The 13,268-nt window shown below is 69.1% G+C and carries 11 protein-coding genes; 2 read left to right on the top strand and 9 right to left on the bottom strand.

The features are described 5' to 3' along the window. Positions 1-6: 6 nt before the first annotated feature. The 4 genes from MWN33_RS12500 to recJ all read right to left on the bottom strand — a co-directional run bounded on the left by MWN33_RS12500 (position 7) and on the right by recJ (position 5,370). Positions 7-1,299, bottom strand: a complete 1,293-nt coding sequence (locus MWN33_RS12500) for an imelysin family protein (RefSeq protein ID WP_247201149.1) — start codon at positions 1,297-1,299, stop codon at positions 7-9. Positions 1,300-1,472: 173 nt separating this feature from the next. Then, a complete protein-coding gene (locus MWN33_RS12495; protein WP_247201148.1) occupies positions 1,473-1,760 on the bottom strand; it encodes a hypothetical protein in 288 nt (95 codons plus the stop codon). 306 nt (positions 1,761-2,066) lie between these two features. Then, a complete protein-coding gene (locus MWN33_RS12490) occupies positions 2,067-3,374 on the bottom strand; it encodes a BaiN/RdsA family NAD(P)/FAD-dependent oxidoreductase (protein WP_247201147.1) in 1,308 nt (435 codons plus the stop codon). A 175-nt stretch (positions 3,375-3,549) separates the two neighbouring features. Further along, complete coding sequence (gene recJ, locus MWN33_RS12485) at positions 3,550-5,370, bottom strand: single-stranded-DNA-specific exonuclease RecJ (RefSeq protein ID WP_247201146.1); 1,821 nt, start codon at positions 5,368-5,370, stop codon at positions 3,550-3,552. Positions 5,371-5,535: 165 nt separating this feature from the next. Here recJ and MWN33_RS12480 point away from each other — a divergent pair, with 165 nt between their 5' ends. Beyond that, entirely contained in the window at positions 5,536-6,906 is a 1,371-nt protein-coding gene (locus MWN33_RS12480; protein WP_247201143.1) for an esterase-like activity of phytase family protein, read from the top strand. A 52-nt stretch (positions 6,907-6,958) separates the two neighbouring features. Here MWN33_RS12480 and MWN33_RS12475 read toward each other — a convergent pair whose 3' ends face one another. After that, entirely contained in the window at positions 6,959-7,891 is a 933-nt protein-coding gene (locus MWN33_RS12475) for a DMT family transporter (RefSeq protein ID WP_247201141.1), read from the bottom strand. 160 nt (positions 7,892-8,051) lie between these two features. Between MWN33_RS12475 and MWN33_RS12470 the strand changes: the two genes are divergently transcribed. Continuing rightward, positions 8,052-8,747: an alpha/beta hydrolase gene (locus MWN33_RS12470; RefSeq protein ID WP_247201140.1), complete on the top strand. Its 696-nt coding sequence runs from the start codon at positions 8,052-8,054 to the stop codon at positions 8,745-8,747. Between the two features lie 254 nt (positions 8,748-9,001). Here MWN33_RS12470 and MWN33_RS12465 read toward each other — a convergent pair whose 3' ends face one another. The 4 genes from MWN33_RS12465 to MWN33_RS12450 all read right to left on the bottom strand — a co-directional run bounded on the left by MWN33_RS12465 (position 9,002) and on the right by MWN33_RS12450 (position 13,247). Then, positions 9,002-9,343 (bottom strand): hypothetical protein, encoded by a 342-nt coding sequence (locus MWN33_RS12465; RefSeq protein ID WP_247201138.1) that lies wholly within the window; start codon positions 9,341-9,343, stop codon positions 9,002-9,004. A 305-nt stretch (positions 9,344-9,648) separates the two neighbouring features. Further along, complete coding sequence (gene glpX / locus MWN33_RS12460; protein WP_247201136.1) at positions 9,649-10,644, bottom strand: class II fructose-bisphosphatase; 996 nt, start codon at positions 10,642-10,644, stop codon at positions 9,649-9,651. Positions 10,645-10,655: 11 nt separating this feature from the next. After that, positions 10,656-11,975 (bottom strand): homoserine dehydrogenase, encoded by a 1,320-nt coding sequence (locus tag MWN33_RS12455; protein ID WP_247201133.1) that lies wholly within the window; start codon positions 11,973-11,975, stop codon positions 10,656-10,658. 54 nt (positions 11,976-12,029) lie between these two features. Further along, positions 12,030-13,247 carry an LL-diaminopimelate aminotransferase gene (locus MWN33_RS12450; RefSeq protein WP_247201125.1) on the bottom strand — a complete coding sequence of 406 codons (1,218 nt, stop codon included), beginning with the start codon at positions 13,245-13,247 and terminating at the stop codon, positions 12,030-12,032. Between the last annotated feature and the right edge of the window lie 21 nt (positions 13,248-13,268).

Below are 13,268 nucleotides of genomic sequence, written 5' to 3'. Positions count from 1 at the left end.
TCGGTCTCACTCGCCGACCTTGGAGGGATCGTCGAGGCTGTCCGAGCCCTCGACCTTGATCTTCAGCTTGAGCGCGGCGACCACGCCTTCGATGGCGCGGGTCTGGGCGACGAGCGAATCGACGCCCTTCTGCACCAGCGCGTTGCCCTCGGCATTGCCCTCGCCGATCATCTGGTCGTAGGCCTGCTTGCCGCTGTCGCCCTCGTCCTTGATCGCCTTCAGCGCGGCGAGCGCGGCGTCGATCTTGGCCTCGGCCTCCTCGGCGGCCTTGGGCGCCTTCGCGGCGGCATAGGCGGCGACCGACGCGCCCTCGACCACCGAGCCGTCCACGCGGGCATACTTGCCGCGGTAGATCGAGGCGATGCCCAGCTCGTCGTAATAATGCGAGTTGAAGGTGTTGTCGGAGAAGCAGTCATGCTCCTCCTCGGGGTCGTGCAGGATGAGGCCGAGCTTCATGCGCTCGCCCGCCAGCTCGCCATAGGAGAGCGAGCCGAGGCCGGTGAGAATGGTGCCGAGCGCGGCCTTCTCCTTCTGCTTCAGCACGTTCGCGCGCGCCTTGCCCTTCGGCCCCCACCACTTGGCCATGTCTTCAAGGTCGGCGACCAGAAGGTCGGTCGCGGCCTTGAGATAGGCGGCGCGGCGCTCGCAATTGCCGCCGGTGCAGTTCGAGGTCGAGTAGTCGGTGACGGGGCGCTTGCCGGCGCCCGGCCCCGTGCCGTTGAGGTCCTGGCCCCACAGCAAAAATTCGATCGCGTGGTAGCCGATGGCCACGTTCGACTCGACGCCGCCGGCCTCCTGGAGGCTGTCGAGCAGCTTCGGGGTGATCTTGGTGGCGTCGATGGTCTTCTTGCCGACGCGGATCTTGGTGTTGGCGATCACGTTGGCGGTGTAGAGCGGGTTCTCGTCCGAGCTATCGCCATAGCTCTTGTCCACGTAGTCGATCAGCCCCTCGTCGAGCGGCCAGGCGTTCACGCGGCCCTCCCACTCGTCAACGATGGCGTTGCCGAAGCGGAAGCCTTCGGTCTGCTGGTAGGGCACGCGGGCCGCCTTCCAGGCGGCCTTGGCCTTGTCGAGATTGGCATCGGTCGGCTCGGCGATCAGCGCGTCGACGGCGGCCTGCAGCGCCTTGGCGGTCGACAGGCTGTCGCCATACATCGCCTCTGCGATGTTCGCGTACGTCACGGCGATGTCGCGGACCTTCGGCGCCGCGCTTTCCGCGAAGGCCGGCGCGGCGGCGAAGCCCGCCCCCAGCACGAGAGCCGCGGCCAACGGCCCGGCGAACAGTGATCTGGCTCGCATGGATTGTCTCCTCCCACCGCCCGAGCGGCTCATAGCGGGAGACTCCTACGCCAGTGGTATAAGACGTCGCAAGTCTTCATCATTACTTTAGAATGATTTTACATTGCGCAATCATTCATTCGCCAAGATGCATTCATGTAAATCCGCATCAATACTGGCAGCACCGGCCCCGGTCATGACGTTGCGTCAAGCAACGGTTGCAGCGCCTCGGCGAGCTCCGCCTCGCTGACGGTCGCCAGCGGCTTCATGAGCTTGGCCGCCTCGGTGCGCCGGCCCGGCCGCATCACCAGCACCACCGTCTCGGCGCCGCCGCAGGCCGGGTCGCCACAGGCGATCTCGCTGATGGAAATGGTGGTTTCCTCGCCGACGCCGAGCAGGGCGCGCGCCCGCGCCGCCAGCTCACGGGCAGCGTCCGGCGCCGCCTCGGCGGCCGCTCCCCGGCGAAAGAACAGACGTGCCATGGCTCTCCTCGCGCATCGCGCCGCGTGCCCCGCCCACAAGGAGGTAAGCCCGGCGCCCCCGGCGTGCAAGACGCCGCAACGGCGCGCCGACACGCTCAAGTAAAAACTGACGCATTTAGTTTAGAACTGTAATAATATCGGAAGATAATCGTTGTCGACCGCCTGAACTGCGCGTATTCATCTCGCCAACGCCGATGGCGAGCCACGAATACCATCTCATGGCCGCGCCACTCCTCGGCAAACCGTTCGCGAGGCCGTTTTCCCGGCAGGTCTCGTGAACCGCGCGGGACGACGGCACGCGCTCCCTCAGCCGTCGTCCCGCGCCATCCCTTCCCCATCCGACACGGTATCCGCCGCCGACCACGGCCCCTCCCAGCGCTCCGGCGCGGGCAGGCCGAGGTGTTCCAGCATGCCGCAGGCGGCGGCGAAGCCGGTGGCGAAGCAGGCCTGCAGCAGATAGCCGCCGGTCGGTGCCTCCCAATCCACCATCTCGCCGGCGACGAAGACGCTCGGCCGCACCTTCAGCATCAGCCCGGCGTCGATGTTCGCGCGCGTCACGCCGCCGGCGGAGGAGATGGCGCGCTCCAGCGGCGCCATGCCGGTCGCCGTCAGCGCCACCGCCTTGATGCGCCGCGCGAGTTCCCCCGGCGTACCGGGCAGCGGCCCGGCCTCGCGCAGCAGGCCGGCGGCGACGGGCGAGAGCCCGGCCTTGCGCAGCCGGTTGGCGGTCGACTCGCCCTTGCGGGTGCTCGCGAGGCGTTCGGCCAGCGCCTCGCCGCTCATGTCGGGACGCAGGTCGACGGTCAGCGTCGTCCGCCCCTCTCGCGCGATGGCCTCGCGCAGCCGGGCGGAGAGCGCATAGACCGCACCGCCCTCCAGCCCCTCGCCGTCGATCATCGCCTCGCCGCGCACGGTGACGCCGTCGACGGCAAGCGCGATGCGCTTGAGCTGCTGTCCCTTGAAGCGCGTGCGGAACGACTCCGTCCACGCGATACGCACCCCGCTATTGGCCGGGCGCAGCGGCGCCACCTCGACGCCCTGCGCGCGCAGCAGTTCCACCCAGCCGCCGTCGCTGCCGAGGCGTGGCCAGCTCGCCCCGCCCAGCGCCATAAGCACGGCGTCGGCTGTCACCTGCCGCTCGCCCTCCGGCGTCTCGAAGCGCAGCGCGCCGGCGTCGGTCCAGCCTAGCCAGCGATGGCGGCTCGTCAGCGTGACGCCGAGCGCGTCGAGCCGGGCCAGCCACGCGCGCAGCAGCGGCGAGGCCTTGAAGCTCCGGGGGAAGACGCGGCCGGAGGAGCCGACAAAGGTCGGCTCGCCGAGCCCTTCCGCGAAGGCGCGCAGCCGAGCCGGCGGAAAGGCGTCGAGGAAGGGCGCCAGCCAGTCCGCCGCCGCTCCGTAGCGGGCGAGGAAGGACGGGCGCGGCTCGGAATGGGTGAGGTTAAGCCCGCCGCGGCCGGCGATCAGCAGCTTGCGCGCCGGCGACGCCATCCGCTCGTAGATTGTGACCCGGCAGCCGGCGCGCGCCAGCACTTCAGCGGCGACCAGCCCCGCCGGCCCGGCGCCGATGATGGCGATACGGGGATTTCGCGAGTCGCTGCCGGGGTTTGCACTCACCGGCTGACAATCCGATTCCGCACGCCCGTCGGGGAAAAGGCGGCGCGCCGACAAGGCTTTAGCCGCGAAAGGCACGATCCTGATTCCGGCGGCGGCACGACGCGCCGTACCGTCTTGCCGGACGCCTCAGTGCTTTCGCGACCTGATTCCGAAACAGCGTTCAACCGCCTGATCCTCAACCGATTTCCGGCGACGCGACATCGCAGATGCGCAGGCTGGTCTGGGTGCGGCCCTGCCAGGAGTCGAGATCGAGCGTGCCGGCGACGTGCACCTGCTGTCCGCGCGCCGCCATCAGCGCCTGCCCGAGCGGCGCGTTCGCCGCCCGGAAGGCGACGGCCGAGATCACCGCCCCGTCCGAACCGCGCAGCCGCACCCGCACCTGATCGGCGCTGCCGGCCTCCGCATAGACCACGCGATGCGCCGGGAAGGCGAAGATGGGCTGCGGGTTGCCGGCGCCGAACGGGCCCGCCCGCTCGATCAGCTCGACCAGATCGGGCGTCGCACCGGCGGCGGAAAGCGCGCCGTCGATCACCGTCTCGTCCACCGCCCGCGCGTCCTCGACCGCGCTGGTGAGCGCCTCCTCGAGATAGGCACGCAGCTCGCCGAGCCGCTCGCGTGCGATGGTAAGCCCCGCTGCCATGGCATGGCCGCCGCCCTTCACGAGCAGGCCGCGCTCCACGGCCCCGCGCACCGCGCGCCCGACATCGACGCCGGGGATGGAGCGCGCCGAGCCCGAGCCGGTCTCGCCGGTGAAGGCGATGGCGAAGGCGGGCCGGCCGAACTTCTCCTTCAGCCGCGCGGCGACAAGGCCGACGACGCCGGGGTGCCAGCCCTGCCCGCTGGAGAGGATCACCGCGCCCTCCCCGGCATGGCCCAGCGCGGCCTCGGCTTCGGCTTCCGCCTGCGCGACGATGGCGCGCTCCACCTGCTGGCGCTCGCTGTTGAGCCGGTCGAGCTCGGCGGCGATGGCATGTGCCTCGATGGGATCGCGGGTGAGCAGCAGCCTTGTGCCGAGTGCCGCGTCGCCGATGCGTCCGCCGGCATTGATGCGTGGACCGAGCAGGAAGCCGAGATGCCACGCCTTGGGCGGGCCGGAGAGCCGCGCGGCGTCCATCAGCGCCGTCAGCCCCGGCCGCTGGCGCTTTCGGAGCTGGATCAGCCCCTTGGTGACATAGGCGCGGTTGAGCCCCAGCAGCGGCACCACATCCGCCACCGTGCCGAGCGCCACCAGGTCGAGGGCGGCGAGCAGGTCCGGTTCGGGCCGCGCGTCGCTCCACCAGCCGCGCCGGCGCAGCTCGCGCGACAGGCCGACCGCCACCACGAAGACGAGGCCGGCGGCGCACAGATGGCCGAGGCCGGAAAGGTCGTCCACGCGGTTCGGGTTCACCAGCGCCGCCACTTCCGGCAGCGCCTCGCCGGCCTGATGATGGTCGATGACCACCACGTCCATGCCGAGTTCGCGCGCCCGCGCGAAAGGCTCGAAGCTCATCGTGCCACAGTCGACCGTCACCAGCAGCCGCGCGCCCTGCGCCGCCAGCCCCTCTATGGCGGGAATGTTCGGGCCATAGCCCTCGAAGATGCGGTCGGGGATGTAGAAAGCCGGGTCCAGCCCGCCGGCGCGCAGCACCTCGACCAGCAGCGCCGTCGAGGTCGCCCCGTCGACGTCGTAGTCGCCGAACACCGCCACCTGCTCGCCGCCGGTCACCGCGTCGGCGAGGCGGGCGACCAGCGGCCCCATGTCGGTCAGCGTGTCGGGGTCCGGCAGCAGGCGCTTCACCGTCGGGTCGAGCCACGCCTCCACCTCGTCGAGCGCGACGCCCCGCCCGGCCAGCACGCGGGCGAGGATTTCCGGCACGCCGAAGCGCTGCGCCATGGCGAGCGTCGCCTGCGCACCGCGCACGTCGAGGCGCTCGCGCCAGAAGCGGCCGGTGGCCGAGCGGGCGACGCCGAGAAAGGGGCGCGGCGGCGGGGCGGCAGTGGGAAGGACGAGACTCATGTCCCGCAGGATAAGCCCCAAGCGCGCCCCCGCGTCGAGTCGTCAGGCGCGAAGGACGGCGCCGGCATGGTCATCGCTCCGTCATCGCTCCGTAGCGCGGCCGACATGCCGGAGGGTCAGGAAGGCGGCTCGGCTCAACCGACTTCCCCCGAACGGAGAACCGCCATGGCCCGTCCCTCCCTCCGCCATTGTCTGCTGGCGAGCGCCGCGCTCGCGCTCAGTGCGCTGGCCGGCACCGCCGCCCGCGCGCAGGACGCCTATCCCGCCACGCTCGTCGGCCACGCCGTACTGCCGGCCGAGAGCTTCATCGAGATGCCGGCCGATGCGCCCGAAGACCTCAAGACCTCCGGCAAGTTCACCACCGGCAAGCGCGTCGATGCCCTCGGCACCGTCGAGGGCAGGTCGGGCGGGCGCCCGACCGGCGTGTTCCTGCCGTTCAAGGGCCAACCGGTCCAGGGGCATTCCGGCATCAAGGTCATGCCGGACGGCAGCTTCTGGATCCTCACCGACAACGGCTTCGGCTCCAAGGCCAACAGCCCGGACGCGGCGCTGTTCCTGCGTCACTACAAGGTCGACTGGGCGACCGGCACGTTCGAACCGGTGGAAACCGTGTTCCTGACCGACCCCGACAAGAAGGTGCCGTTCCGCATCGTTCACGAAGGCACCGCCCGGCGCTACCTGACCGGCGCCGACTTCGACCTTGAGAGCTTCCAGATGATCGGCGACTCGATCTGGATCGGCGAGGAGTTCGGTCCGTTCCTGATCAAGGCCGACAAGAGCGGCAAGGTTCTTGGCGTGTTCGAGACCGTGGCCGGCGAAACGCCGGTGCGCTCGCCCGACAGCCCTTCCGTTGCCTCCGCTGCGACCCCGGACGCGCCGGCGGCTTTCAATGCCCGCCGCTCCAAGGGCTTCGAGGGCATGGCCGGCTCGAAGGACGGCAAGTTCCTCTATCCGCTGCTCGAAGGTCCGCTCTGGGACACAGCCAAGAAGGACTGGCAGAAGACCGCCGAAGGCAAGGAATATCTCCAGATCCTCGAATTCGACGTCGCGAACGAGAAGTGGACCGGCCGCTCCTGGCAGTACGTGCTTGAGCAGAACGGCAACGCCATCGGTGACTTCAACATGATCGACGCCACCACCGGCCTGATCATCGAGCGCGACAATGGCGAAGGCACGCCTGACAAGGCCTGTCCGCAGGGCGAGAAGCGTCCCGACTGCTTCCACGACCTTGCCAAGTTCAAGCGCATCACCAAGATCGAGATGACCGACGCCAATGTCGGCCAGCCGGTGCGCAAGATCGGCCATATCGACCTGATGAAGATCGCCGACCCGGACAAGAAGGCGCGCAAGCCGCTCAATGACGGCGTGCTGACCTTCCCCTTCTTCACCATCGAGAATGTCGACGTGGTGGATGCGACGCACATCGTCGTCGGCAACGACAACAATCTGCCCTTCTCGTCCAGCCGCGACCCGACGAAGGCCGACGACAACGAGCTGATCCTGCTGGAAGTCGGCGAGTTCCTGAAGGCGAAGTGAGTCGCATGGCCGGGCGGGCGGGGCAAACGCCCTGCCCGCTCACGCCACCCGCTCACGCCGTGTCGGGCAGCGTCGGGTTCGACAGGTCGCGCGCCGGCTTGCGCAGGATCAGCGCGACGCCCGCCACCATCACCAGCGCGCCGATGATCTTCACCGGCGAGGGATCATCGCCGATCAGCACGATGCCGAACAGCACGGTCAGCAGCGGGTTCAGCATCGAATAGGGCACCACCACGCTGATCGGATGGCGCTGCAGCAGCCAGTACCAGATGCCATAGCCGATGATCGACGAACCTATGGCGCTGTAGGCGACGCAGAACCAGCCGTGCCACCCAGCCGAGCCGAGCGAGGCCCACTGGCCCCTCTCGAACAGCCATGACGCGGCGAGAAGCTGGGGCACAGCGAAAAGCGACGACCAGCCCATCATCGTCATCGGCTTGACCTCGGTGACGCCCTTCACGATCAGGTTCGTCACCGCCCAGCCGGTGGCGCTCATCAAGAGCAATGCCAGCGGCAGCGGGGCGGGCATGGTCGGCCCGATGGCCAGGATGGCGATGCCCGCCACAGAGACGACAAGGCCGGCCAAGCGCACGAGGCCGAGCGGCTCGCGCAACAACAGGCAGGCGAGCAGCGTCGCGATGGGCGCGCCGAGCTGGATGATGACCGCGCTGGTCCCGGCCTCGGCGTGCGGCAGCGCCGCGAAGAGCAGGCCGAAATGCAGCGCGCCGAAGGTGAAGGACACCAGCAGCACGCAGGGCAGCAGCCGGACGGGCACGCGCGTGAACGGCACGATGATCGCGGCCACCAGCACGAAGCGCAGCGCGCTCATGAAGAGCGGCGGAATCTCAGCAATACCGAGCTTCACCACGATCATGTTGAGCGCCCACACGCAGATCACGGTGAGGACGAGCAGCTTGTCCCTGAACGGCATGGAGAACCAGGAATGGGTAGGGGCACACGAGGGCGGCGCGAGGCGGGCGCGCATCGGCCCGGCGCTGATAGCCTCGCCCGGCGTAGCTGCCTAGGGGGTCGGACGCCGGCCAGCCCTGCGGGTCGAACATGACGCAGGCGTACGGGTTCGCCCGTTCGCGCATCGGCTTCCAGCGCCCTTGCGCGCCCGCGTCCGCCCTTTATGGTGCGCGCCCATGCTGAACCTGTCCCTGCTCGGCCGGCTCGCCTTCCAGCACGCCGCCCCCACCAAGCCCGCTCTGCCGCCCGGCCGGCACGATCTCGGCCTGTTCGACACGCGCGACTATGTGCTGATCGTGCCGGAAGGCATCGATCCCGCGCGCCCGACGCCGCTGGCGGTGCTGTTTCACGGCGGCGGCGGCTCGGCTGAGAAGATCATGCCGATCCTGCGCCCCCATGCCGAGGCGCGCGGCTTCCTGCTGCTGGTTCCGCAGTCGCTGTTCCCGACCTGGGACATCGTGATCGCCGGCAACGGGCCGGACCTCGAACGGCTCGACGCGGGGCTCGCCGAGGTGGCCGCGCGCTTCACGCTCGACCCCGGCCATCTCGCCTTCGCCGGCCATTCGGACGGCGGCAGCTACTCGCTCTCCACCGGGCTCAGCAATGGGCACATCGTCACCCACATCCTCGCCTTCTCCGCCGGCTTCATGACGGTGCTGGCGCAGGAGGGCTCGCCCAAGGTGTTCATCGCCCACGGCCAGAACGACACACAGACCCCGATCGCCACCGCCGGCCGCTCGCACGCCGCCAAGCTGCGCCCGGCCGGCTACGAGCTGACCTATGTCGAGCACCCCGGCCCGCACGCTTCTCAACCCGACATGATGAAGCTCGGGGTGGACTATTTCCTGAGGGACCTTGCGAAGGCGGGGTAGTGGAACCGTGTCCCGGATAAGCCGCGCGCCGCGCGGCGGCGATCCGGGACCCGGGAGAAAACAGCGCGCAGCGACTGAACTGCCTCGTCTGAGCAGACAGCCCCACCGAGGTTTAGCCGAAGAGTCGGGCGCTGGATCCCGGCACGGCGCTCCGGCTGTGCCTTCGCTGGGCCGGGACACGGTTCCTCGCCGCCGCAATGAAAAAGGCCGGCGCGAAGCCGGCCTTTCCGTGATCGCGTCCGTGCAACGGCGCCTCAGGCAACCTTCTTCACCGACTTGGCGATCTCGGCGACTTCCGCTTCGTACTTGGCGACGAGGGCGGCGAACTCGGCCGGCGATGCGCGCAGCGCGCCCTTGGTGTCGGACGACCAGGTGGTGTTGCGCAGCGTGAAAGTGGTGGTCGCCGAGGAGCCGAACTTCTTCGAAAAGGCCACGCTCAACTTGAACGGGATCGGCTCGGAGGCGAGATAGCTGGTGGTCGGGTGCTCCTTCACGAAGGCCGTGTAGGTCTCGGCGACGGCCTTGTAGTCTTCGGCCGCGATGAGCGCGTCGATCTTCTCCAGCAGGGGAGGAAGCAGCGAATGAGGAGCGGGCATGGGTCGTTCCCTTGGCAATCGGTTTGGCGTTCTGGCGCGAGGCGAGCCGGACGGCCCGCAATCCCGTCGCCGCTCTGGTATACAGCACACCGGTCGCCTGCCAAAGCCCGGCGTGCGGAGAAGGCTCGTCGCCGCAGCTGTTAGCCGGCGAAATGAAAACGGGGCGCGAAGCGCCCCGTGAACAACGCCGTCATCCCGGCCGAAGCGAAGCGGAGAGCCGGAATCGCCTGCGGGATAATCTCCGCGCGATCCCGGATCGGCCTGCGGCCGTCCGGGATGACGTATGAGCCTCTGCCGTCCGCGTCTCAGCCGAGATGGAACTTGGAGAGATCGCGGTGCTCGGCCTCGATCCAGCGCACCGTGCCGGTGGCCGAGCGCATGACGACGGTGTGGGTCTTCACCACGCCCTTGTCGTACTTCACGCCCTTCAGCAAATTGCCCGTGGTCACGCCGGTCGCCGCGATCAGGCAGTCGCCGCGCACCATGTCGGTGATGGTGTAGATCTTCTTCGGATCGGAGACGCCCATCTTCTTGGCGCGCTCGCGCTTGGCCTCGCTGTCGAGGATCAGGCGGGTGTACATCTCGCCGCCGATGCAGCGCAGCGCCGCCGCTGCCAGCACGCCCTCGGGCGCACCGCCGGTGCCGAGATAGATATCGACGCCGGTCTCTTCCGGGTTGGTGGTGTGGATCACGCCGGCGACGTCGCCGTCGGTGATCAGCTGCACCGCCGCGCCGGTCTTGCGCACCGCCTCGATGATGGCGGCGTGACGCGGCCGGTCGAGGATCAGCGCGGTGATCTCGGCCGGCTTCACGCCCTTGGCCTTGGCCAGCGAGTGGATGTTTTCCTCAGGGCTGGCGTCTATGTCGATGGTGCCCTTGGAATAGCCCGGCCCGATGGCGATCTTCTCCATGTAGACGTCGGGCGCGTAAAGCAGCGTGCCGCCCTCGGCCATCGCCATAACGGCAATGGAGCCGGGCATGTTCTTGGCGCAGAGCGTGGTGCCTTCCAGCGGGTCGACGGCGATGTCGACGGCCGGGCCCTTGCCGGTGCCGACCTCCTCGCCGATGAACAGCATCGGCGCTTCGTCGCGCTCGCCCTCGCCGATGACGATGCGGCCGGCGATGGGCAGGCGGTTCAGCTCGCGGCGCATGGCGTCGACCGCCGCCTTGTCCGCCGCCTTCTCGTCGCCGCGCCCGCGCAGGCTCGCCGACGCAACCGCCGCGCGCTCGGTGACACGCACCAGCTCCAGCGTCAGGATGCGTTCGAGCGCCTGGCCCGCCTTGACCGTGATTTCCGCCATCGTCCCAGCCCTCAGTCCTTCTCGATCCGTATCACCTGCGGGGGCGACGCGATCACGCCATCGAGGTCGATGGCCGCGATCGCGCGGCGTACCGCGTCCTCGTTGGTGGCGTAGGTGATCAGCACCACGGGTGCCGGATCCTCCGCGCTCTCCGCGCGCTCCCCGCCATGGGGCCGACCGCGCCGGTGCTGCATTATGGACTCGAGCGAAATGTTCTGCTCGGCCATATGGCGGGCAATGGCTGCCGCCGTTCCGGGCCGGTCAACAGCCGCAAGGCGGATATAATACCCACCTTCATGACGCTGGATTGCGGCCTTCTCCGCCGCGCGCAGGGTTTCCGCGCGCCGGCCGAAAGGTGCGCCGCCTCGCCCGGCCGCTATATCGCAGAGGTCCGCGACGACCGCCGAGGCGGTCGCATCGCCGCCGGCACCCGGCCCGACGAGGGTCAGCGCCACCGCGTCGCCGTCGATCGCCACCGCATTGGTCACGCCGGAGACCTGCGCGATTGGCCAATGTTTAGGCACCATGGTCGGGTGCACGCGCAGTTCCACCGCCCCGCCGGTGCGGGCGGCGACGCCGAGCAGCTTGATGCGGTAGCCGAGCTCGTCCGCCGCCTCGATGTCGGCGAGCGTGATCGAGCGGATACCCTCGATGTGGATAGCGTCCGGGTCCGGCTGCACGCCGAAGGCGAGCGAGGCAAGCAGCGCCAGCTTGTGCGCGGTGTCGAAGCCGTCGACGTCGAAGGTCGGGTCGGCCTCGGCGTAGCCGAGCTGCTGGGCCTGATCGAGACAGGTGTCGAAAGAAAGCCCCTCCTCCTGCATCCGCGTCAGGATGTAGTTGCAGGTCCCGTTGAGGATGCCGGAGACGCGGTTGAGCTCGTTGCCGAGCAGCGCCTCGCGCAGCGTCTTGATGACCGGGATGCCGCCGGCGACCGCCGCCTCGAAATGGATGCCGACACCCGCGGCCTCGGCGGCGCGGGCGAGGTCGACGCCGTGATGGGCGAGCAGGGCCTTGTTGGCGGTGACGACATCGTGCCCGGCCGTAATGGCGGCCTCGACGGCCGCCTTGGCGACGCCCTCCGGTCCGCCGATCAGCTCGACGAAGACGTCGATATCGGGATCGCGCGCCAGCTCCACCGCGTCGGTGAACCAGCGCACGCCGGAGAGGTCGCAGTCGCGGTTGCGATTGCGGTCGCGGGCGCTCACCGCCACCACCTCGACCGGACGGCCGATCCGCGCCGCGATCTCATCCTTGCGGCGGGCGATCATGCGCACCACGCCCGCGCCGACCGTACCGAGGCCGGCGATGCCAATTTTCAGAGGCGGCGCCATCAATGTGTCCGAACTCAACAGAAAGCCAGGAAGCGGCGCCGCCCGGGAAAGCGGTCAGCGCGCCGCAGCGAGAGGGACGACGTTGTGCAATGTTTCGGCGCCCGTTTCAAGGAAGCGGCGGACATTGCGCGCGGCCTGGCGGATGCGCTGCTCATTCTCCACAAGCGCGATGCGCACATAGTCGTCGCCGTGCTCGCCGAAGCCCACGCCCGGCGCCACCGCGACATCCGCCTTCTCGATCAGCAGCTTGGAGAATTCGAGGCTGCCGAGATTGCGGAACTTCTCGGGGATCGGCGCCCAGGCGAACATCGAGGCCGTCGGCACGGGGATCTCCCAGCCGGCCTTGCCGAAGCTGTCGACCAGCGCGTCGCGGCGCTTCTTGTAGACCGCGCGCATGTCGGCGATGCAGTCCTGCGGGCCGTTCAGCGCGGCGGTGGCCGCCACCTGGATCGGGGTGTAGGCGCCATAATCGAGATAGGACTTCACCCGCGCCAGCGCCGCGATGAGCCGCTCGTTGCCGACCGCGAAGCCCATGCGCCAGCCGGCCATGGAGAAGGTCTTGGACATGGAGGTGAACTCCACCGTCACATCCATGGCGCCCGGCACCTGCAGCACCGAGGGCGGCGGGTTGTCGTCGAAATAGACCTCGGAATAGGCGAGATCGGACAGCACGATCAGGTCGTGCTTCTTCGCGAAGGCGACCACGTCGCGGTAGAAATCGAGATCGGCGACCTGCGCGGTCGGGTTGGACGGGTAGCAGAGCACGAGCGCCAGCGGCGAGGGAATCGAATGCGCCACCGCGCGCTCCAGCGCGTGGAAGAATTCCGGCCCCGGCTCGCAGGGCACCGAGCGGATCGCCGCGCCGGCCATGAGGAAGCCGAAGGCGTGGATGGGATAGCTCGGGTTCGGCACCAGGATCACGTCGCCGGGGGCGGTGATCGCCTGCGCCATATTGGCGAAGCCTTCCTTCGAGCCCAGCGTCGCGACCACCTGCGTGTCGGGGTTCAGCTTCACGCCGAAGCGGCGTTCATAATAGGCCGCCTGCGCGCGGCGCAGACCCGGAATGCCCTTGGAAGCCGAGTAACGGTCGGTGCGCGGCCGGCCGATAGTGTCCTTCAGCTTGTCGACCACATGAGCGGGGGCATCGAGATCCGGGTTGCCCATGCCGAGGTCCACGATGTCGGCGCCGCCGTTGCGGGCGGTAGCCTTCACGCGGTTCACCTGCTCGAAAACATAGGGGGGCAGCCGGCGGATTCGATGGAAATCGGTCATGGGTCTCAAGCTCCAGGCCGC

The organism is Ancylobacter koreensis, assembly GCF_023016525.1.
Lineage (GTDB): Bacteria > Pseudomonadota > Alphaproteobacteria > Rhizobiales > Xanthobacteraceae > Ancylobacter > Ancylobacter koreensis.
The sequence above is the reverse complement of the archived record's forward strand: the minus strand, read 5'-3'. Positions and strand labels throughout refer to the sequence as shown.

Coding starts and splice junctions, on each gene's coding strand:
- MWN33_RS12500 (WP_247201149.1), bottom strand. CDS start 1,299: ATGCGAGCCAGATCACTGTTCGCCGGGCCGTTGGCCGCGGCTCTCGTG.
- MWN33_RS12495 (WP_247201148.1), bottom strand. CDS start 1,760: ATGGCACGTCTGTTCTTTCGCCGGGGAGCGGCCGCCGAGGCGGCGCCG.
- recJ (WP_247201146.1), bottom strand. CDS start 5,370: ATGAGTCTCGTCCTTCCCACTGCCGCCCCGCCGCCGCGCCCCTTTCTC.
- MWN33_RS12480 (WP_247201143.1), top strand. CDS start 5,536: ATGGCCCGTCCCTCCCTCCGCCATTGTCTGCTGGCGAGCGCCGCGCTC.
- MWN33_RS12475 (WP_247201141.1), bottom strand. CDS start 7,891: ATGCGCGCCCGCCTCGCGCCGCCCTCGTGTGCCCCTACCCATTCCTGG.
- MWN33_RS12470 (WP_247201140.1), top strand. CDS start 8,052: ATGCTGAACCTGTCCCTGCTCGGCCGGCTCGCCTTCCAGCACGCCGCC.
- MWN33_RS12465 (WP_247201138.1), bottom strand. CDS start 9,343: ATGCCCGCTCCTCATTCGCTGCTTCCTCCCCTGCTGGAGAAGATCGAC.
- glpX (WP_247201136.1), bottom strand. CDS start 10,644: ATGGCGGAAATCACGGTCAAGGCGGGCCAGGCGCTCGAACGCATCCTG.
- MWN33_RS12455 (WP_247201133.1), bottom strand. CDS start 11,975: ATGGCGCCGCCTCTGAAAATTGGCATCGCCGGCCTCGGTACGGTCGGC.
- MWN33_RS12450 (WP_247201125.1), bottom strand. CDS start 13,247: ATGACCGATTTCCATCGAATCCGCCGGCTGCCCCCCTATGTTTTCGAG.